The following is a 21378-nucleotide window of genomic DNA, read 5'->3' as shown; positions in this document are numbered from 1 at the left end:
TTGTTCTAATGAGAGCACGAGGGTCCGACACGATCAACTACAGTCGAGTCGCCACTGACCCCTTCCACAGAGCCGGAGCACCGTCGTGACCCGTTGGGCCTCGTTCGTCGTATCGCACAAACGATGGGTACTGGCTGTCGTCGTCGCCGTCGTCACCGTCGGCGGGGTGTTGGGACTGAGCGTCTTCTCGAAACTGAGTGAGGGCGGCTACGCAGACGCCGGCAGCGAATCGTCCGAGGTGGCACGGCTCGTACAGGGCATCGGCCAACCGACTCCCGACATCGTGGCGATCTACACCGCACCCGAGGGCGAGACGATCGACGACATCGGCCCCCGAGTGCAAGCGACGATCGACGAGTTCACGGGTCGATACACCCTCGGCAACGTCAACTCGTACTGGACCGCAGACCCGGTCAGCAGAGAATTTCTGATCTCGAAAGACCGAACCAAGGCATTGGCGACGGTGTCCCTCGGGGCGAACTCGGGCGTCACGTTCAACACCTTCGGCGACCTGCCGCCCCAGCTCGAAGTACCCGGCATCGAATCGCAGTTCGCCGGCGCATCGGTGGTCGGGGTATCGCTCAGCGAAACCCTCGAACGCGACCTCGTCCGCTCCGAGATCATCGCTGTTCCCATCACATTGCTGCTGCTGATATTCATCTTCGGCGGCGTCGTCGCCGCAGCGGTCCCGGTGTTCGTCGGCATCCTCAGCGTGCTCAGTTCACTGGCCATCCTGCGGGTGCTCACCGAGTTCACCGAAGTCAGCTCGTTCTCCATCAATGTCGCGTCGCTACTGGGGCTCGGCCTTGCCATCGACTACGGACTGTTCATCGTCAGCAGATTCCGCGAGGAACTACGCGGCGGGTCGACGCCGTTCGACGCGACCGTCCGCACGGTGTCCACCGCAGGCAAGACCGTCGTCTTCTCCGGACTGCTGTTGATCTGCGCATTCGCGGGCATGCTCGTCTTCCCGCAGGCGGTGATCCGATCCCTCGGGTTCGGGGCCATGGCGGCGGTGGCGAGCGCGGCCGTCCTGTCCCTGACGGTGATTCCGGCACTGCTCGCGATTCTCGGCCCCCGCATCAACTCCTGGACGTGGTCGCGTACCGCGTCCGATCGCAGCGATGCACGGGCACACAAGTTCTGGGGCGGCGTCGTCACCCGCGTGATGAAGCATCCGGGAATCGTCGCGGCCGTCATCGTCGCCGGGTTGCTGATCATCGCCACCCCGATTCTCAAGGTCTCACTCGGCGAGGTCGACTACACGGCGCTGCCGAAAGACAATCCTGCGCGCATGGCGTTCGAGACGCTCGGCACCGACTTCGAATCCACCGGCGAGGGTGCCACCGTGGTTCTTCGCGGCCTGGACGGCGTCAAGCCTCAGGGCGCACCCATCGCAGCCCTCACCTCGGCTGTGGAATCCACACCGGGTATCGCTCGCGCCGAATTCCTGGGCTCCAAGAACGATTTCGTGACACTTCAGGCGTCCTACAGCGAGCCGACCGGCGGCCTGACCGAGGCCGAATCTCAATCCGAGGCAGTGTCTGCACTGCGCTCGATCGCCCCTCCCGACGGCACCGAGATCCTCGTCGGCGGCGGACGAGCCAACGTCGACGACGGCAATGCTGCCATCGCGAAGTGGCTACCGGTGATGATCGCCATCATGGTCGTCTCGACGCTGGTGTTGCTGTTCCTCGCGTTCGGCTCGATCGTGCTGCCCGTCAAGGCCGTACTGATGGCCGGACTGAGCCTGGGCGCAACCTTCGGCGCACTCACGTGGGTGTTCCAGGAAGGCCACGGAGCCTCCCTGCTCGGCGTCACCCCAGGACCGCTCGAATCGACGTTCGTCGTTCTCATCCTCGCGGTCATCTTCGGCTTGTCGACCGACTACGAGGTGTTCCTGATGTCGCGCATGGTCGAGGCTCGCGCGGCGGGAGCGACTACCGAGGAAGCGGTGATCTTCGGAGCCCAACGCACCGGACGCATCGTCACTGCGGCGGCGTTGATTCTGATCGTCGTCACCGGAGCCTTCACCATCTCGGGTCTGTCGATCATGAAGTTCCTCGGCGTCGGAGTCATTCTGGCCCTGATCATCGACGCGACGATCATCCGTATGTTGCTGGTTCCGTCCTTGGTCAAACTCATGGGCGAGGCCAATTGGTGGGCACCCGCCTGGATGAAGAAAGTGCACGAAAAAGCCGGTATCGGGCACTAGCACCGGAACTTACTTCGGAGTAGGGTCGGCTCGCATGGCGAACTTCATCGTAACCGGCGGTACCGGGTTTCTCGGGAAGAACGTGCTGCCCCGATTGCTCGACCGCGATGCACTCGCGGCAATCCACGTGCTGGTGCGTCCGAGTTCGGTGGCGCGGCTCGAGCGACTGGCACAGCACCTCGACGGCGGCGACCGAATTCACCCGCTGGTCGGCGACCTCACCGAGCCGGAGCTCGGACTCCGAGACGTGCCTTCCGACATCGACCACATCCTCCATCTCGGAGCCGTCTACGATCTGACCGCGGGCGACGAGCAGACCCCGACCAACGTCGCCGGAACGGCCTCGGTGATCCGTCTCGCCGAGAAGACGGGGGCTCGCCTGCACCACATCTCGTCGATCGCCGTCGCGGGCGACCACCGAGGAACGTTCTCGGAGAACGACTTCGACCTCGGTCAAGCCTTTCCGACGGCATATCACCGCACCAAATTCGAGTCCGAGAAGCTGGTGCGAGACAGCGCTGCGGACTGGCGGGTCTACCGGCCCGCCGCGATCATCGGCCACTCGGAGACCGGTGCGATCGACAAAGTGGACGGGCCGTACTACTTCTTCCCATTCTTCGCCGAACTTGCCAAGCTGCCTTCTGCCATACCGATCACGGTGCCGAAGATGGGCTCCACCAACCTCGTTCCGGTCGATTACGTCGCCGACGCCATCGTCGAGCTCGTACATCGAGACACCTCTTCCGGCAGCGTGTTCCATCTGGTGAACACGAGTCCGCAATCCATGGCCGAGGTGTATTCAGCATTCTCGTCGGCAGCCGGATCGCGAGCGAAGATCGTCGACGTGCCGGGTGCACTGGTCGCTCCGGTCGTCTCCCCCAAATACCGAGCCGTACGCAAGCAACGCGACGCCGCCCTCCGTGATCTCGGCGTACCTCCGGTGATGCTCGAGCACTTGACCCTGCCCACGGTGTTCGAGTCGGCAGCGACACAGAAAGCATTGCAGGGCAGCTCGATTGCACCGCCTCCACTGCGCACGTACGCCGATCGCGTGTGGACCTACTGGCGGGAGAACTTCGACCCCAAGCGCAATCGCCGAAACGATCCGCGCGGGCCACTGTTCGGTCGTCACATCATCATCACCGGCGGCTCCTCCGGCATCGGCCGGGCCAGTGCCGAGGCGGCCGCACGCAAGGGCGCAGTGGTCATTCTTCTCGCACGCGGGCAGGATCAACTCGACGACGTGGTCGAGAGAATTCGCGAATCAGGTGGCACCGCATACGGTTACCCGTGCGACGTGACCGACAGCGAGTCGGTCGAGCACACCGTGAAAACCGTTCTGAGCGAACACGGTCATGTCGACATGCTGGTCAACAATGCCGGGCGATCCATCCGCCGCTCGCTCTATCGGTCCACCGATCGGTTGCACGATTACGAGCGCACCATGGCTGTCAACTACTTCGGGGCAATTCGGTTGGTGCTGGCGCTGCTGCCACACATGCGCGAACGTCAGTTCGGGCACGTGGTCAACATCTCCAGCGCTGCAGTCCTGGCACACCCCCCTCGGTTCTCGGCCTATGTGGCCAGCAAGGCAGCACTCGACGGGTTCACCGATGTTGCTGCGGCAGAAACACTCTCGGACGGAATCACGTACACCACGATCCACATGCCGCTGGTGGACACTCCGATGATCACCCCGACGGGCGACAAGAACGTCGGCCCGGTGTTCTCACCGGAGAAGGCCGCGGCCATGGTGATCCGCGCATTGAGCGACAAGCCCAAACGCATCGATACGCCACTGGGAACGCTCGGACAGTTCGGAGCCATCTTCGCCCCCAAGGGCAAGGACCGCACGATGCACCAGCACTACCGCACGTTCGCCGAATCCGCGGCTGCCAAAGGAGAAGCGCAGGTACCCCTCGAGGACGGAAAGGTGCCCTACCGAGTCCGGCCCTACGATCCGAAAGCTCCGAGCGCACGCATCGGCAAAGTGATCCGTCGCGCCGGCAGATTGGTTCCCGGCACCAGCTGGTGACCGGCGACAGTCACCGCAGCAGTGCCTTGCCCCAGACACGCAGGAATCCCTGACTCAAGTACGCCAGTGAGCCGATAGCCAGCACCCATTTGACGGTGCTGACCACGGTGGTGGCGCGGACGACGGTGTCGGTGATCTGTTCACGGTTGTCGACCAGTATCAATCCGACGATGTTCTCGATGTAGTCGCCGGCAGCGGAGGCCACGGGCGCGACGGCCAATGCCGTCGTCGCCGCAGGGCTCAGCGGCGTCTTGTCCGCCAGGCTCCTCGCGCCGGCACGCAATGCAACGGCGTAGATCGCCGGATGGACGAAATCGGGCAGATAGTGGCTGCGGAACCGGGCGATCTCGGTCTCGTCCATGCTCGCCAGGATCTGCCGATAACGCTCGGCGGACCACGCCGTCTGCACGGCAAGCACTTTCGGAGCTGCTGGGCCGAGCAGTCGGGCGATGTTGGCCTGGGATACGACGAACAGTGCCGACCAGCCCAGCATCCTGCGATCGAGCGCACTCGGTGTCATGTCCGAAGACACTAGTGCGTCAGAAACGGGAGGACGGTGGCCTCGAACGCCGAGTAGCCGTCACGATGAATGCTGTGTCCGGTGCGAAACGCCTCGACGCGGCAGGTCGAGATCTCGGAGACCATCGCGTCCAGTCGTTCCGGATCGACCATGCCGCCGGGACCGCCGCGAAGCACCAACGTCGGAGCAGCGATGTCGACCAACGACTCCCACCACTGCGGATTAGGCCGACGGAACTGCTCGAGAGCAGTGGCGGTCATCGAGCGATCGAAGGCGAGTACCGCGCGGGGATGCAGAACGACGCTGCTCGCTGCGTGCCAGAGTTCGGTGATCGACGGCATCTTGCCGGTCAGGGTCGGCGGAGCGTCCCCCGGCCTGATCGGTATCGGGAGCTCTTCGAGTACCAGACGCCGAACGAGCTCCGGGCGACGTTGCGCGACGAGCGAGACCGCATATCCACCGAGGGAATGGCCGACGAGATCGACTTGGTTCAGCCCGAGGTGGTCGATCAGGGCCAGCAGGTCTGCCCCGAAGGAATCGAACTCGTACGTGGACGTGTGCGCACTCTTGCCGTGTCCGCGCAGATCGACGGTGATCACCCGGCGGCCCTGCGCGGTGAGCGCCCGGGTGAACCGATCCCAGGTTGTGCTGTCACCGCCCATACCGTGCACCAGCATCACCGGTGCCGAATCCGAGTTCGCATGCCCCAGCGGGGTGAACGACCGATACGCGATATCGACGCCATCGAGGTCGACCGTCTCCGACATCATCTGCATTCCCTCGACGGTAGCGGTGCCGCTATTCGTAGATTCCTTCCACCCGCCACCGACCCTCGTCGAACACCAGCAGCAGGGCCCTCTCGTCGTCGAGCACCACCTGGGCTCGCGCCGTCGGACCCGTCGCCGCGTGGCCACTGTCCCACCACCGCTCGTCCACCGGCCACGGTCCCGCCAGCCCCGTCAACTCCCATTCCTTGGTGCCCCAGCGCAACCGCGACGGGGGCGCATCGAACACACCACGATCGGTGACGCCGATTCCGGTTCCCGCTCGATTCATCAACGTCACTCTCGGACGTGTCTCGATCACTGCCGCCGGAGCAGGCTCGGGTAGCCGTCCCGGCCAAGGAGCCGACGGATCGGATATCGGCACCAATTCGTCGCCGAGCGGACGCAACGTGATCCGCTCGGCCGGCCCACGACCCCCACTGAGCACACCACCGAGAACCGATTCGCCACCGAGCAGACCCTGCACGCGCACCAACGCCCGACGCGCCCTCTCGTCCTCGTCGCCGACACTGCCCCACAACCCCAGTTGCAGCTCACCTGCGGCCACCACTTCGATCGGTTCGAGCCGCAGCACGGTGATCGCGGACGTCGGCTTGTTCTCGCTGCGCCCGGTGATCCAGCCGTCCAGTTGCCACCGCACACGATCGGCTGTCCCTTCCGGCGTCAACGGCTCCGCGCAGCGCCAGATCCGCGACAGGTTCTCACCGTTACCGGTACTGGCATGCACCAGCAGCCGAGTACACGCAACGGCAGCGGCGGCAAGCTTGGTGTGCAGCTGCTCGGCCAGGCCGCGCCCGGCGAACGCAGCGGCGTCGACTCGATCGATCGGCGGGTCGCACAGGTACTCCACATCCAGGTCGGGTGGAAGAGCCCTGGCCGACGGCGGACGCTCGGGCTCGCCTCGTGCACTGCGATGCGCCAGCACCGCGTCGGTACCGAACCGGGACGCCACATCCCCCGGAGACAGTGCAGCGAAGTCGCCGATGGTTCGTAGACCCAAGCGCCGCAACAGATCCACCAGCTCGCCGCGATCGGCAGCAGACATGCTCGGTTCCGCCGAGAGTTCCGCCACCGGCAACGGCGCGAGGAAGCCTGCACCCCCGCCGCGCGGCACCACCTGCGCATACCGCGCGGCGACGACCGCGGTGGACAGCTCGTCGGCGATACCGATCTGACATTCCACTCCGGCAGCCGACGCTTCGTCGATCAGCCGTTCCGCGGCCCGATGCTCGGTACCGAAATACCGTCCGACGCCGCGGGCAGAAAGAACAAGCAGGCCCGGTCGCAGTACTTCCACTCCCGGTGCGATGGCGGCGATCGCCGAGACCACGGGCTCGAACAGTCGCGCATCACGATCGGTATCGGCCAGAGCGACATGCACTTCCGGGCACCGCGCCTGCGCTTCCCGACGGCGTAGGCCGCGCTTGATGCCCGATGCCCGTGCCGTCGCCGAGCAGGCGACGACCCGATTGGCCGAGGTGACGACCACCGGATGCGTCGCAGGGAGATCGGCCTGGGCAGCTGCTGCAACGGCAGGCCAATCGGGGCACCACAGTGCCAGAACACGGTTGGCATGAACACGGCTGGAGCGGTCGATGCTCATGTCGAGACCGCGATCGACAACGGATTCTGTTCGCGCCCCTCGGCATGCCACTCGATGCGGCCGTTCTCCGAACGCAGGTCGAGTCGAACGGTGCGGGGCCGCATAGCCTTGCCGCGAGCGCACACCGACAAACGGACGCCGCGCAGTCGGCCGCGACCCAGCTCCCGGCCCGTGCCGAGGCCGTCGTATCCGTGGACCGATGCGTCCAGTCGTAACTCTGCCCCGTCCCAGTGCCCATCGGTCACCAGCAGCGTCGAGCCCTTGCTACGCGCTCTGGCCACCACGGCCCTGGCCCGAGTGGGCGATACCGACAGACCACCGAGACCGAGCACGACGAGGTCGACACCGTCGAGCAGAATTGCCGCCACTTCCACCGGATCGGGACCGGGATCGGGAATCAGGGCAAGCTTGCTCAACTGTGCACCCATCTCGACCGCGGCCAGAATCCCGAAACGGGGCTGCCCAATGACGGCGACATGCCCACCGGCACCGGTCACCGCAGCCACCAACCCGATCAGGAGCGAGCCTGCACCGGATACCGAGGCCACCGTTCCACGCACCAGGCCGCCGTGCGGTAGTACCTCGATCAGCGCGGACGGCACCGGTAGAACGGGCCGCTGACGGGTTGGACGCTGCGTCGACGGTTCCTGAATCACGGGCTCGACAGGGTCCGAATTCTCGATGCGCACCGATGCCGTTTCGCCCCGAGAAGGCACGGCAGCCATCCGGCTACGCAGCAACGCCACGCGCTCCGGCAGCGACAACCCGTCGAGCGCATCCGGCGTGACAGAAGCTCCCGATACAGTCATGTCACTCCCCTTCGCGGCGTAAGAAAATCGAGCCGAAACTTCGGTGTTCGACGGACGCGGGAAGTGGCGCATTCGAACACAATTTCGATCTGCACTCAGTAAAGCCGCTCGGACGGCAACTCGTCAAGGTGATGCCGAAGCCCCTGGTAGATGCCTCCGTTCCGTGGCTGCAGGCACGTCCCGCCATCGTCAACTAACCTGTGGACGTGACGGATCAGCAGCGTGTTCGACGGGGCGTCGGGCCCGACTACCTCCTGGCAGGCAGATACCGCCTGGCCGGCAAACTCGGCGGTGGAGGCATGGGCGCGGTATGGCTCGCCACCGACACACTTCTGCACCGTCAGGTGGCCGTCAAGCAGGTCACGTCCACCACTCGACTGACCCCTCAGCAGGCCGAGGAAGTACGCAACCGGGCCATGCGCGAGGGACGCATCGCTGCCCGACTCTCCAGCCCGCACGCCATCGCGATGCACGACGTCGCTCTCGTCGACGGTGAGCCGTGGTTGGTCATGGAATACCTGTCCTCGCGCAGTCTCGCGCAGGCCCTCGGCACCACCGATTCGCTACCACCGTTCGAGGTCGCTCAGATCGGCGCACAGATCGCCGATGCACTGACCGAGGCGCACGAGGCCGGAATCGTGCACCGCGACATCAAACCGGGCAACATTCTGATCGCCGATCGCGGCAAGGATCTGGGCATCGTCAAGATCAGCGACTTCGGTATCTCCCGCGCCAAGGGAGACGTCGAAGAAGCCGACGACAGCGTGATCACCGGCACCCCGGCGTATTTCGCACCCGAGGTCGCGCGCGGACAGGACCCCACCGCGGCCAGCGACGTGTTCTCCCTCGGCGCAACGCTGTACACGGCCATCGAAGGCAAACCGCCTTTCGACATCGATCACGATTCGATCGCACTGCTGCACCGAGTTGCCAAGGGGCAGATCATCGCTCCCACCCGCAGCGGCGATCTCACGGGACCGTTGCTGCACATGCTCGAGCCCGATCCTGCCCGACGCCCCACCATGGCGCAGGCGCGCGACGAGATCATCGTCGCCGCGATCAGCAAGCGCGGCACCATAGCTCAACTGCGCGGGGCACCGCTGACATCTGCGGACGGTGTGGTCCCGGCATGGGCCAGGCGCTCGACACCGGTCTCAGAATCTCGCCGCCCGTCGCGGGAGTTCGGAAGAACCATCGCGGGCCTACCGGCCGTGCAACCCGGTGAGAGCCAAGCCAATCCGGTCCCGTCCACGTATTCGCCACCACCGTTCGACCTGCCGAAAAAGAAGAAGAACCCGATCGACGACGTCCTGATGCGCATCGAGGACGTCATCGGTGATCGAACGTCGATTCCATCGACCGCAATCCTCGCAGCACTCGTGCTCGCCGTCGTGGTCGTTCTCGTTCTCGTGATCATGCTCGTGATCTGACCCTCGACACCGATCTCCGCATCGGATTTCCCCGCCCCGACAGCACCCGCAACCACGCGCCGACGATGGGGATCGGCAGGTACCCGCCATCGAAAGTCGATGTAGCCGACAACTTTCGGGCACGTCGCCCATCGATCAGCCGAGAACCGGCATCACCAGCGTCGTCAGAGCGCCGTCGACTGCCGACCGCACCAGCATCGGCTGATCCGGCGCGGCGATATCGAGCATCAGGTCCGGCCCGACGGCCAATGCGACGGCAGCCTGCAGGACGGCCGCGTCGAAGAACACCGTCATCTCGGAACCGGTGACCCGTGCGGGGACGGCAACTCCCTCGACCGTCAGGCCGTCCGGGCCTGCGTCGATCCGCAGCGTGCCGCTGTCGAGGGGAACGAAATCTCGTTGCACCACAACCCGCGTCGCAGTCGGAGCCAGACCGTCGACGATCGTCCGCCAGTCGGGGAAGTCGCCGTCGACGAGATCCACGGTGTGCTGGACGCCTTCGGACTCGAGCATCATCGCGTCGTCGGTTGCCGTCAACGCACAGTTCCCCGACGCGGGTAGAGACCCGAGGGAGCCGACCGCTGCGATACGCGACCAGGATGCACCGGGTGAGCTCTGCGCGACGAGGCTTCGAGTGGAGAGTCGGTACCGATCCGTCGCGGTGAGCGTGACAGTGCCACCGTCCACCTCGACCAACACGCCCCGCAGCACCGGAAACTCCTCGCTCGTTCCGGCCGCCGACGCGACCTGTTCAACCGCCGACGCGAAGTCGGCAGCAGATACCGTTGCTGTGCAGTACTTTTCGTCGAACAACCGGCGAATGGAGACCGCAGCCTCGGCTGCTGCCCGGGCGCGCGCGGCAAGCTCGTCGACGTGCCGATCCACCATCTCCACCGCTGCAGCTCCGTCGCCGTCGAGGGCGGAGGCCACGGTGTCGAGCGGCATCCCGATTTCGCGGAGTTGGCGGATGATGTTCGCTCGCTTCGCTTGTGCTCGGGTGTAGTAGCGATAGCCGGACTTGGCGTCGATGGATGCCGGCACGAGCAACCCACAGTCGTCGTAGAAGCGAAGGGCACTGGGGGTCAGCCCGCTCGCGCGAGCGAACACGCCGATGGTCAGGAATTCTTCGTCCGAATCAGTCATGGTGAAATCCTGAGGCTTCGGGTAGGTCGAAGGTCAAGCGAGATCCGGTCACCTAGTCGATTCGACGCTTGTGCGCCCATCTGGTGAGCGCATTCCTGTTGGACTGCTGAGTCTTTCGGAGAACGTTCGAGGCATGCGTCTCGACGGTCTTGACCGAGATGAACAGATCCTCGGCGATCTCACGATAGGTGTACCCGCGCGCCAACAACCGCAGCACCTCCAGTTCGCGGGGCGTCAGCGAATCCAGTTCCGGATCCAGCGGGGGCTCCGGGGCGGCACTGCGACCGGTGAACGAGTCGAGGACGAACCCGGCAAGGCGGGGGCTGAACACGGCATCTCCCCCGGCGACGCGTCGAACACCGTCGGCGAGCTCCGAGCCGGAGATCGTCTTGGTGACGTATCCCCTCGCCCCGGCACGGATGACGGCGATGACGTCCTCGGCGGCGTCGGACACACTCAGAGCGAGACACACCGGCCCCTCGGAGATGCGGTTCAACACGGCCACGCCACCGCCGTCGGGCATGTGCACGTCGAGCAACACCACGTCCGGCTTGGTCGATTCGATTCCCGAGACCGCCTCGGCGACGCCTCCCGCTTCCCCGACTACCTCGATGTCCGCCTCGCGGCCGAGTTCGGCTCGCACACCGGAACGGAACACCGCATGGTCGTCGACCAGGAAAACGCGGAAAGGTTCGGTCACGTCGGCTGCTCCTGCTGAGTGGATTCGGATGATTCGGTGGTCACGGAGGCACCGTTGCGGGGCATGAATATTCGCACTTCGGTTCCCTTGCCGACGGTCGACCGTACCTGCACGGTGCCGCCGCGGCGCTCGATCCGTCCCCGAATGGACTTCGCCAGGCCCTGTCGATCCTCGGGTACCGCCGACTCGTCGAATCCGGTACCGCGGTCGCGAACGAAAACACTGACCTGGTCCGGTTCGGTTTCGGCGTACAGGTCGATATTGGTCTCACCGGAGTGCTTGGCCGCGTTGACCAGTGCTTCTCGGGTTGCACCCAGCAGAGCGGTGAAACTTTCTCTGGACAAGCCGGATTCGACGTCGTCGGGCAGTAGTTGCACGTCACCGACCGTGATCGGTCTGACGGTGACACCGTGCTGATCCTCGACCTCACCGGAGATGGTCTCGAGCGCATCGGACAAGTTCGAGTTGTCGGTGTCGCCGCCGTCGAACAGCCATTTGCGTAGTTCACGCTCCTGGCCCCGCGCCAACCGCATCACCTCCTGTGGATGATCGGACTGCTTCTGGATCAGGGCCAGTGTCTGCAGCACCGAATCATGCAGGTGCGACGCTATTTCCTCGCGTTCGTCGTTGCGGATGCGCGCAGCCCGCTCGGCACCGAGCGCACGCCAGGTGCGCAACCAGATGGGAACCGTCAACAGGCCGACACCGACGAGAGTGACCACCACCGCCAGCAAGGACGAGCGCAGCGCCGCCAGGTCGACGCGGGCGAGCACCACCACGGCCAGACCGAGCACGATCAACGTCGCTCCGCCGACGACCCTCGCCCAACTCAACACGGTCGGATGCTTGGGGAGCCCCAGAGCGGTTCGCGGGCCCTCGGAGTCGAACTCGCGCCATACCAGGGCAGCACCGATCACCACGACGATGACCGGCACGATGACCGAAGCAGCGGTGCCGCTGAGCAGCCAGGCGAGCCCGACGGCGAGGCCGAGACCGATGGCAGCCAACCCGAGCGCACGCTGACGTTCGGCGGCACTCGGGTGCGCAGTGTCCTCGCCCGCGGGCGTGAACATCCAGATCAGTCCGTAGGCGGCAATTCCGGCACCGGCCGACGCCGCGAGCAGTGCGAAAGCGACCCGAACCTTGAACACATCGACGCCGAGATGGTCGGCGAGACCGCCTGCGACCCCGCCGACGATGCGTCCGCCGCCGCGTCGTTGATAGGGGGCAGGAGCAGAACGGGCTGGAGCGGCAGGAAAAAGAGGAACGGCATGGGTGACCGGCACGTCGCCGGCTTCGGAAGATGTGTTGCGGGCGGCGTCAACGGGTGGATTGTCGACAGGGTGCACGCCTCGATCCTGGCACGGACCGGGTCGGTGTCGCATCAGGGTTCGCCCTGATGTTTTCGCGCGTTCACCGACGTCCGATCACGCTCGGGGTGGATATCAGGGGTATCCCTGATGTGTTTCTCGACCGGCACCGCCACGATGATTGGCATGAGCAACGTGACCGTCTCGGATCAACTTCAGCAGATGTGGCGCACCCGTCCGCACCGCTTGCCGCAACGCGGGCATGTGGCGGGTGTTGCGGCCGGTATCGGCTACCGCTACGACGTCGACCCCGTTCTGATTCGGATCGCGTTCGTCGTCTCCACCTTGTTCGGCGGTACCGGCATCGTGCTGTATCTGGCGGGGTGGCTGGTGCTCAACCGCGCCGGTGATACGGCGTCGGGTGCGGAGTCGCTGGTCGGGCGTGGGAACAGCTCCGATTCGACGACCAAGATGGTGGTCGTGGCAGTGGCCTTGGTCATCGCGGTGTCGACCATCGGCCCGGTAGGTGTCGGACTCGGCGGTTCGGGGCTGATCTCACTGGTGGCGATGCTCGGTGGACTGTGGCTGCTGCACCAACGGTGCCCGGAGCCGCCGCCGTACATGCGGACGGCGGAGTTCTCCCGTAATCGCTACGCTCCGATGCCTTTCGGCTCGACCAGCACATCGGCCGAGCAGTGGACGGCCGCGCAGTATCGTCCGCCACAGTTCCAGCACGAGCGCTACACCCCGTACACGACCCTGCCGAAAAGCTACGTTCCGACGCCGAAGCCCATCGAGCACACCGGCATCGACGCCGACGCGCACACCGTGAACCTGAGCAAGTCGACCGCATCCGCCGAGAAGCCGGCCGACCTGCCCACCGACATGCCGACCGTGACTCCCCCGTCGTGGGATCCGCTCGGTGTGGCCCCGTTCGCCTGGGATCTTCCCGAACCGGCAGGCACCTTTCCGCCTGCGGCGATCGAACGCAAGCGCCGATCACGTTGGACGGCAAGCTTTCTCGGCCTGGCTCTGCTCGCTGCCGCAGTGACCGCGGCAGTCGGTTCGGCTACCGGCGGAGACTGGGCATCACCGGGCCGTGTCGGTGCCGTCGCTCTGGCAATCATCTCCGTGGGACTCGTATCGGGCGCGTTCCTACGCAAGGGCTACGGACTGCTGGTGGTCGCAGCACCATTGGCCGGCTTCGTCGTTCTGGCGTCGGCGGTCGGTCCGGTGGACCTGAACAACAGAGTGCCGGGGAATCAGACGATCGCCCCACTCACCGCCGCCGAGCTCGACCCCTCCTACGACGTCGGGGCCGGCGAGCTGAACCTCGACCTCACCGGCCTCGAACTCGCCGAAGACCACACCGTCGAGATCGATGTGGCGCTGGGCAGCGCGTCGGTCACCGTGCCCGCTTCGATGAACGTGATCGTGGAGTGCGAGGCGGCGATCGGTCAGTGCCCCACCGAGACACGCTTCGGTCCTGGCACCACCGATACTCCGGTTCTGACGATCGTGGGCGATCTGGCACTCGGCGAACTGAAGGTGGAGAACCCGTGAAGAAGAACAAGACCGACCGGATCGGACTCGACCACGGCAGCGCCGATTCCGACACCGAGGATCACACCTCCAGCCGACGCGGCCCCTCGGCACTGTTGCTCCTCGCCGGCCTCGCTGCCATGGTCGTCTCGGTCGCAGCACTCATCGGCCGAGATGCGATCGCGGCACTGGGCGACGTCCAGTTCCGCTGGGTGTTCGTCGTCGCCGCGGTGGTCGTGGGCTTCGCGCTTCTACTGGGCCCCAGCAGAAAGAACTGACGCCGTCACTCCCACTCGATGGTGCCCGGCGGCTTGCTGGTGACGTCGAGAACGACTCGGTTGACCTCCGGAACCTCGTTGGTCACCCGAGTCGAGATCGTTTCCAACACGTCGTACGGCAGCCTGGTCCAGTCCGCCGTCATCGCGTCCTCGCTCGACACCGGACGCAACACGATCGGGTGTCCATAGGTACGACCGTCGCCCTGCACTCCCACGCTACGCACATCGGCCAACAGCACCACCGGGCACTGCCAGATCTGCTGATCCAATCCCGCGACCGTAAGTTCTTCTCGGACAATCGAATCGGCATGACGGAGCGTGTTCAGACGGTCGCGGGTGATCTCACCGACGATGCGGATCGCCAGGCCGGGTCCAGGGAACGGCTGCCTGCCGACGATGTCCTCGGGCAATCCCAGTTCGCGTCCGACTGCACGCACCTCGTCCTTGAACAGCGCACGCAGCGGCTCGACCAGGGCGAACTGCAGATCGTCCGGCAGTCCGCCGACGTTGTGGTGACTCTTGATGTTCGCGGTACCGGACCCGCCGCCGGACTCGACGACATCCGGGTACAACGTGCCCTGCACCAGGAACTCGACGGCGTCGCCGTGCTCGGCGTTCTCGCCCAGCACCTCGGCCACAGCACCTTCGAAGCTCCGGATGAACTCGCGGCCGATGATCTTGCGCTTCTCCTCCGGGTCGGAGACGCCCTCGAGCGCGCCGAGGAAGGTGTCGACCGCATCGACCGTGACGAGTTTGGCTCCGGTCGCGGCCACGAAGTCCTGCTGCACCTGCTCACGCTCGCCGGCGCGCAGCAGTCCGTGGTCGACGAAGACACAGGTCAAACGGTCACCGATGGCCCGCTGCACCAGTGCCGCCGCCACCGCGGAGTCGACGCCGCCCGAGAGGCCACAGATGGCCTTGCCCGTGGGGCCCACCTGCTCCTGCACTGCGTCCACCAGAGCGTCGGCGATATTGGCCGCAGTCCAGTCCGGGGCGATGCCCGCCGTTTCGTGCAGGAATCGGCTGAGCACCTGCTGCCCGTGCGGGGAGTGCAGAACCTCGGGGTGATACTGCACGCCCGCCATGCGCTTGCCCTCGTTCTCGAAGGCAGCCACCGGCGCGCCTGCGCTGGTGGCCGTGACCGTGAAGCCTTCCGGGGCCGCGGTGACCGCGTCACCGTGACTCATCCAGACCGGCTGCGTTGCGGGCAGACCGTCGTGCAGACGACCGCCGTCCACGCTGAGTTGAGTGCGTCCGTACTCCCGCGTTCCCGTGTGTTCGACGGTTCCGCCGAGGGCCTGGGCCATGGCCTGGAATCCGTAGCAGATGCCGAACACGGGGATGCCGAGGTCGAGGAGAGCGGAGTCGAGCTCGGGCGCGCCCTCGGCGTAGACGCTGGAGGGTCCACCGGAAAGCACAAGCGCGACAGGGTCCTTCGCCGCGATCTCCTCGGCCGTCGCGGTATGCGAGATCACCTCGGAGTACACGTTGGCCTCGCGCACACGGCGGGCGATCAATTGCGCGTACTGGGCGCCGAAATCGACGACGAGAACCGGGCGTGCGTGTGCGGGATCGTGTGCAGAGGAGTCGGTCACCGGGTCAGTCTAGTGGGACTGTTTCAGCACTCATGCAACACCCGAATGCTCGACGGGCATCGCCGAGGAACCCGACCGAATCTCCACGATCGGCAGTCGCAGACCGCCCGGAGCATCCACCGGGACGACCGGAGAGTTCGGGGCAATCGGATCGAGACGCTGGTACGGCAGCCCCTGTGCCGGACGGAGATCCAGCTCGCCCTTGTTCGGCCACAGTGCCGCGGAACGCTCGGCCTGCGCGCTGATGGTCAGCGACGGGTTCACTCCGAGGTTGGCCGATACGGCGGCCCCGTCGACCACGCTGAGCGTCGGGTAGCCGTGGACGCGGTGGTACGGATCGATGACGCCGTGCTCGGAGTCCGTGGCGATGGCGCAGCCGCCGAGGAAGTGGGCCGTGAGTGGGATGTTGAACAGTTCACCCCAGGTACCGCCCGCGACGCCGCCGATCTTCTTTGCGATGCGGCGGGTGGCGTCGTTGCCCTCGGGGATCCAGGTCGGGTTGGGCTCACCGTGACCCTGTTTGCTCGAGATCTTGCGGCCGAACGGCCCGCGCTTGGTGAACGTGGTGATCGAGTTGTCGAGGTTCTGCATCACCAGCGCGATGATGGTGCGCTCGCTCCAGTGCCGGACGTTGACGACGCGGACGAACTGGATCGGATGCGCGATCAGCGCGAACACGAACTTGAGCCACCGTGGGATTTTTCCGCCGCCGTCGGTCATCAGCGTCTGCAGCATGCCCATAGCGTTCGAGCCCTTGCCGTAGCGGCACGGTTCGATGTGGGTGTTGGGGCTGGGATGGAACGAGGACGTGATCGCGACTCCGCGGGTGAGGTCCATGTTCGGATCGACCGCCAGCTTGGCCGCTCCGACGATCGACTCGGAGTTGGTACGCGTCAGCTCTCCGAGCGTGTCCGACAGACGGGGCAGCGCACCCGTGTCCTTCATCTTGTGCAGTAGGTTCTGCGTGCCCCAGGTGCCTGCGGCGAGAACGACATTGGCTGCGCTGTAGGTCTTGCGCCCCTTGCGCAGCCGAGCGCCGGTGCGTTCGGTGTCGACGTCCCAGGTGCCGTCGGATCGCGGAGCGAGACCGGTGACGGTCGTCATCGGCACGATCTCGGCTCCTGCGCGCTCGGCCAGGCCGAGGTAGTTCTTCAGCAGGGTGTTCTTGGCTCCGTGGCGGCAACCGGTCATGCACTCGCCGCACTCGATACATCCGGTGCGTTCGGGACCTGCGCCGCCGAAGTACGGGTCCGGGACGGTCTTGCCGGGCTCGTCTCCGAAGAACACGCCCACCGGGGTCTGAATGAAGGTGTCGGCCACGCCCATGTCCTCGGCAACCGACTTCATCACCTCGTCGGCGGGGGTCATGTGCGGGTTGCGCACGACGCCGAGCATGCGGGTGGCCTGGTCGTAGAACGGGGAGAGTTCACTGCTCCAGTCGGTGATGTGCGCCCACTGCTTGTCCTCGAAGAACGGCGCCTGAGGCTTGTAGAGGGTGTTCGCGTAGTTCAGCGAGCCGCCGCCGACTCCGGCCCCGGCGAGGATGAGGCAGTCGCGCAGCAGGTGCACGCGCTGGATGCCGTAGAGGCCGAGCTTCGGAGCCCACAGGAAACGCTTGAGGTCCCAGCTGTTCTTTGCGAAGTCCTTGTCCTCGAAGCGCTGCCCGGCTTCCAGGATGCCGACGCGGTATCCCTTCTCCACCAGGCGCAGCGCGGTGACACTTCCGCCGAAGCCCGAACCGACGATCAAGACGTCGTAATCCGTGGCGCGAACAGCTGAACCCATGGTGACCTCCGCTACATCCGATGCTGTCGAACAGTATGCACACCCCCATGTGACTACCGCCACAAGCGATTCTAGCTGTTACGAGAGGTATCACCAACCCAGGGTCGACTTACGTGGACGCCATGCAGCAGAAAGGGCGCGCACTCCCGTGTGAAAGGAGTACGCGCCCTGCTGGAACAGACGTCGTCAAGCCCTGACGTTCAGGCCCACCTTCTGGAATTCCTTGAGATCGGAGTATCCGGACTTCGCCATCGACCGACGCAGTCCGCCGACGAGGTTGATCGAGCCGTACGACTCACGCGACGGTCCGTTGAGCACCTGATCCAGGCTCGGACGGTCCCCCGCCGACATCGGCAGCAGCGCACCGCGCGGCATGGACGGGTGCGCCGCGGCGGACGGCCAGTACCAGCCTCCGCCGGGAGCCTCGGCAGCGACGGCCAGCGGAGCACCGAGAACCGCAGCATCGGCCCCGCAGGCGATGGCCTTGGCGAGTGCACCGGAGGTGGTGATGTCGCCGTCGGCGATGACGTGCACGTAGCGCCCGCCGGTTTCGTCGAGATAGTCCCGACGCGCCGCGGCCGCATCGGCGATGGCGGTGGCCATCGGGACGCCGATGCCGAGCACCTCACCGGTGGTCGTGCCACCTTCGACCGAGCCGTAACCGACGATGACGCCTGCCGCACCGGTACGCATCAGGTGCAGTGCGGTGCGGTGATCGCTCACGCCGCCGGCGATCACGGGAACGTCGAGCTCCGCGATGAAGGTCTTGAGGTTGAGCGGCTCGTCCTCGCCGTGAGCAACGTGCTCGGCGGAGATGATCGTGCCCTGGATGACCAGCAGATCCAGGCCCGATGCAACGAGGGCGGGGGTGAGCGAGCGAGCGTTCTGGGGGCTCACCCGAACGGCGACGGTCACCCCGGAGTCACGGACCTGACCGACCGCTGCGGCCAGCAGATCCGGCCGAAGCGGCGCGGCATGCAGTTCCTGCAGGAAGGCGATCGGCGCGTCGGGATCGAGATCGGTCTCGGCGATGTGGATCAGCTGATCGATCTTGGCCTGCACGTCCGAGTGGCGCGCCCACAGCCCTTCACCGTTGATGACCCCCAGCCCACCCTGTCGACCCAGCTCGATCGCGAACTCGGGCGAGACCAGAGCATCGGTCGGATGCGCGAGAAGGGGAATGTCGAAGCGGTACGCGTCGAGCTGCCATGCCGTCGACACCTCCTTCGACGACCTGGTACGACGGGACGGCACGATGTCGATGTCGTCCAGCTGGTAGGTGCGGCGAGCTTCTCTGCCCATGCCGATTTCAACGAGGTCGCGCACGCGCGCACCTTTCTACTTCGGGAGCGAATCGAATCGGCCCAGGACAGGCCGAAGCGACTATCGGGTGGTGTAGTTCGGGGCCTCTGCGGTCATCGTGATGTCGTGGGGGTGGCTCTCCTTGAGCCCGGCCGCCGTGATCTGCACGAACTGAGCCTTCTGCAGGTCCTCGATCGAGGTGGACCCGGTGTACCCCATCGCAGCGCGCAGACCACCGGTGAGCTGGTGGATGACCTGATTCAACGGTCCGCGGTACGGGACGCGACCTTCGATGCCCTCGGGCACCAACTTGTCCTCGGCCAACACGTCGTCCTGGAAGTAGCGGTCCTTGGAGAACGACTTCGCTCCCCCGCGTCCCTGCATTGCGCCGAGCGAACCCATTCCGCGGTAGCTCTTGAACTGCTTGCCGCCCACCAGGATCAGCTCACCCGGGGACTCGGCGGTTCCGGCCAGCAACGATCCGAGCATGGCGGTCGAGGCACCGGCAGCGAGAGCCTTGGCGATGTCACCGGAGAACTGCATACCGCCGTCGGCGATGACCGGCACACCGTGCGGCTTGCACGCGGCCACGGCTTCGAGGATGGCAGTGATCTGCGGAGCGCCGACACCTGCGACCACACGGGTGGTGCAGATCGATCCCGGTCCGACGCCCACCTTGACCGCATCCGCGCCTGCCTCGACGAGAGCGAGTGCGCCCGCGCGGGTGGCAACGTTGCCGCCGACGACCTGAACGCGGTCGCCCACCTCCGCCTTGAGCTTGCTGACCATCTCGAGCACCTGCGAATTGTGGCCGTGTGCGGTGTCGACGATGATGACGTCCACCCCGGCGTCGGTCAGCGCCATCGACCGAGCCCAGGCATCCTGCCCGACGCCCACAGCGGCACCGACCAGCAGTCGACCGTCACGGTCCTTGGTGGCGTCGGGGTGCTGCTCGGTCTTGACGAAGTCCTTCACGGTGATCAGGCCGGTCAACGCACCTTTGCCGTCCACGATCGGCAGCTTCTCGATCTTGTGACGGCGCAGCAGGCCGAGCGCCGCTTCCGCAGTCACGCCCTCCTGTGCGGTGATCAACGGGGCCTTGGTCATAACGTCGGCGACGCGGCGATTCTGATCGACCTCGAATCGCATGTCGCGGTTGGTGATGATGCCGACCAGTGCGCCGGTCTCGTCGGTGACGGGAAGACCGGAGATACGGAACCGCGCACACATGGCGTCGACCTCGGCCAACGAGTCGGTGGGCTTGCAGGTGACGGGGTCGGTGACCATCCCGGCCTCCGAACGCTTGACCGTCTCGACCTGGGACGCCTGATCCTGCAGCGACAGGTTGCGGTGCAGCACGCCCATACCGCCTGCGCGGGCCATGGCTATGGCCATCCGGGCCTCGGTGACGGTGTCCATGGCCGAGCTGACCAGCGGCACTCGCAAGCGGATCTCGCGGGTGATCTGGCTGGACGTATCGACCGAGCTGGGAATCAGATCCGAAGCGGCCGGCAGCAGCAGGACGTCGTCGAACGTGAGGCCGAGCATCGCGACCTTGTTGGGATCGTCGCCGCCTGTGCGGACGTGGGCTCCGGGACTACTCATGCGAATCTGGCCCTCCCTAGAGCCTGGTTGCACTTCGGCGCGGCGTGCGGCCGGTGAGAGCTCGCAGGCGCACCGCAGTGCGGGATTGGAGAACGGATGGAGTTTCGGCACTTGCACTCATCTGTTCAGCGCCGTGAACCATGGTATCGGCTAGGGCACAACCAGTGCGAACGCGTCTCGCTGTCAGTGGCGTGCGAGCCCCGAAACGACGGTCCTCGGCGTTGTCGGTGGCGGGTACGTCCGGCATGTCGCGTTCGAACGGCTGGCGCAGACCCACCAGTCCTGCGTACCGTGGAGGCGTGCGCGATCAACTGCCTCCCGGTCTACCCCCGGATCCGTTCGCCGGAGACCCAGCCGACCCGTCGGCCGCCCTCGACGCCATCGAGCCAGGCCAGCCCCTCGATCCTCAGGAGCGCCTGGCCGTCGAAGAGGACCTGGCGGACCTGGCTGTCTACGAGGCTCTCCTGGGCCACCGCGGCATCCGGGGACTCGTCGTGTGCTGTGAGGACTGCCAGCAGGACCACTACCACGACTGGGACATGCTGCGAGCCAACCTGCTGCAGCTCCTCGTCGACGGCACCGTGCGTCCGCACGAGCCGGCCTACGACCCTGTACCCGACGCCTACGTGACCTGGGACTACTGCCGAGGTTTCGCCGACGCTTCGATGAACGACGCGTTGCACGGCGACGGATTCGACAGCTGAACCCTGACTTTCGACAC

Annotated in this window: 17 protein-coding genes; 6 read left to right on the top strand and 11 right to left on the bottom strand. The window is 65.7% G+C overall.

What is annotated here, in order from left to right; translation table 11 throughout:
- Window positions 1–85: 85 nt before the first annotated feature.
- Both AB0362_RS12605 and AB0362_RS12600 read left to right on the top strand, forming a co-directional pair.
- Entirely contained in the window at window positions 86–2215 is a 2130-nt protein-coding gene (locus AB0362_RS12605; RefSeq protein ID WP_317808742.1) for an MMPL family transporter, read from the top strand.
- A 34-nt stretch (window positions 2216–2249) separates the two neighbouring features.
- Window positions 2250–4250, top strand: a complete 2001-nt coding sequence (locus tag AB0362_RS12600; protein ID WP_317808741.1) for an SDR family oxidoreductase — start codon at window positions 2250–2252, stop codon at window positions 4248–4250.
- A gap of 10 nt (window positions 4251–4260) precedes the next feature.
- Here the strand turns inward: AB0362_RS12600 and AB0362_RS12595 are convergent, their stop codons facing one another.
- Genes AB0362_RS12595 through AB0362_RS12580 form a run of 4 tightly spaced genes read right to left on the bottom strand, consistent with a single transcriptional unit; the run spans window position 4261 to window position 7967 of the window.
- Entirely contained in the window at window positions 4261–4770 is a 510-nt protein-coding gene (locus tag AB0362_RS12595; RefSeq protein ID WP_317808740.1) for a hypothetical protein, read from the bottom strand.
- Window positions 4771–4781: 11 nt separating this feature from the next.
- The gene (locus tag AB0362_RS12590) at window positions 4782–5540 is read right to left on the bottom strand and encodes an alpha/beta hydrolase (protein WP_317808812.1); all 759 of its coding nucleotides are present in this window, start codon (window positions 5538–5540) and stop codon (window positions 4782–4784) included.
- Window positions 5541–5568: 28 nt separating this feature from the next.
- Window positions 5569–7158 (bottom strand): DNA polymerase Y family protein, encoded by a 1590-nt coding sequence (locus AB0362_RS12585; protein WP_317808739.1) that lies wholly within the window; start codon window positions 7156–7158, stop codon window positions 5569–5571.
- Window positions 7155–7967: a hypothetical protein gene (locus AB0362_RS12580; protein WP_176460342.1), complete on the bottom strand. Its 813-nt coding sequence runs from the start codon at window positions 7965–7967 to the stop codon at window positions 7155–7157. Before AB0362_RS12580 ends, AB0362_RS12585 begins: the two co-directional genes overlap by 4 nt.
- 206 nt (window positions 7968–8173) lie before the next feature.
- Between AB0362_RS12580 and AB0362_RS12575 the strand changes: the two genes are divergently transcribed.
- Window positions 8174–9397, top strand: a complete 1224-nt coding sequence (locus AB0362_RS12575; RefSeq protein ID WP_269594429.1) for a serine/threonine-protein kinase — start codon at window positions 8174–8176, stop codon at window positions 9395–9397.
- A 135-nt stretch (window positions 9398–9532) separates the two neighbouring features.
- Here AB0362_RS12575 and AB0362_RS12570 read toward each other — a convergent pair whose 3' ends face one another.
- Genes AB0362_RS12570 through AB0362_RS12560 form a run of 3 tightly spaced genes read right to left on the bottom strand, consistent with a single transcriptional unit; the run spans window position 9533 to window position 12589 of the window.
- The gene (locus tag AB0362_RS12570; protein ID WP_317808738.1) at window positions 9533–10540 is read right to left on the bottom strand and encodes a MerR family transcriptional regulator; all 1008 of its coding nucleotides are present in this window, start codon (window positions 10538–10540) and stop codon (window positions 9533–9535) included.
- A 52-nt stretch (window positions 10541–10592) separates the two neighbouring features.
- Entirely contained in the window at window positions 10593–11240 is a 648-nt protein-coding gene (locus AB0362_RS12565) for a response regulator transcription factor (protein ID WP_068051262.1), read from the bottom strand.
- Window positions 11237–12589: a PspC domain-containing protein gene (locus tag AB0362_RS12560; protein WP_317808737.1), complete on the bottom strand. Its 1353-nt coding sequence runs from the start codon at window positions 12587–12589 to the stop codon at window positions 11237–11239. Before AB0362_RS12560 ends, AB0362_RS12565 begins: the two co-directional genes overlap by 4 nt.
- A 147-nt stretch (window positions 12590–12736) precedes the next feature.
- Here AB0362_RS12560 and AB0362_RS12555 point away from each other — a divergent pair, with 147 nt between their 5' ends.
- Both AB0362_RS12555 and AB0362_RS12550 read left to right on the top strand, forming a co-directional pair.
- Window positions 12737–14113 carry a PspC domain-containing protein gene (locus AB0362_RS12555; RefSeq protein ID WP_317808736.1) on the top strand — a complete coding sequence of 459 codons (1377 nt, stop codon included), beginning with the start codon at window positions 12737–12739 and terminating at the stop codon, window positions 14111–14113.
- The gene (locus AB0362_RS12550) at window positions 14110–14370 is read left to right on the top strand and encodes a hypothetical protein (protein ID WP_317547365.1); all 261 of its coding nucleotides are present in this window, start codon (window positions 14110–14112) and stop codon (window positions 14368–14370) included. The genes AB0362_RS12555 and AB0362_RS12550 overlap by 4 nt, the downstream gene beginning before the upstream one ends.
- Window positions 14371–14375: 5 nt before the next feature.
- Here the strand turns inward: AB0362_RS12550 and guaA are convergent, their stop codons facing one another.
- From guaA to guaB, 4 genes are all read right to left on the bottom strand, one after another.
- On the bottom strand, window positions 14376–15965 hold the full coding sequence (guaA, locus tag AB0362_RS12545; RefSeq protein ID WP_032397497.1) for a glutamine-hydrolyzing GMP synthase: 1590 nt from the start codon (window positions 15963–15965) through the stop codon (window positions 14376–14378).
- A 30-nt stretch (window positions 15966–15995) separates the two neighbouring features.
- A complete protein-coding gene (locus AB0362_RS12540) occupies window positions 15996–17750 on the bottom strand; it encodes a GMC family oxidoreductase (protein ID WP_317808735.1) in 1755 nt (584 codons plus the stop codon).
- A gap of 186 nt (window positions 17751–17936) precedes the next feature.
- The gene (locus AB0362_RS12535; protein ID WP_037188243.1) at window positions 17937–19076 is read right to left on the bottom strand and encodes a GuaB3 family IMP dehydrogenase-related protein; all 1140 of its coding nucleotides are present in this window, start codon (window positions 19074–19076) and stop codon (window positions 17937–17939) included.
- A 57-nt stretch (window positions 19077–19133) separates the two neighbouring features.
- The gene (gene guaB, locus AB0362_RS12530; protein WP_188078559.1) at window positions 19134–20657 is read right to left on the bottom strand and encodes an IMP dehydrogenase; all 1524 of its coding nucleotides are present in this window, start codon (window positions 20655–20657) and stop codon (window positions 19134–19136) included.
- A 299-nt stretch (window positions 20658–20956) separates the two neighbouring features.
- Between guaB and AB0362_RS12525 the strand changes: the two genes are divergently transcribed.
- Window positions 20957–21361, top strand: coding sequence for a DUF5319 domain-containing protein (locus AB0362_RS12525; RefSeq protein WP_032378069.1), 405 nt, complete (start codon window positions 20957–20959; stop codon window positions 21359–21361).
- Window positions 21362–21378: the final 17 nt, after the last annotated feature.

It is taken from the genome of Rhodococcus sp. NPDC079359 (assembly GCF_040702585.1).
Classification (GTDB): domain Bacteria; phylum Actinomycetota; class Actinomycetes; order Mycobacteriales; family Mycobacteriaceae; genus Rhodococcoides.
The sequence above is the reverse complement of the archived record's forward strand: the minus strand, read 5'-3'. Positions and strand labels throughout refer to the sequence as shown.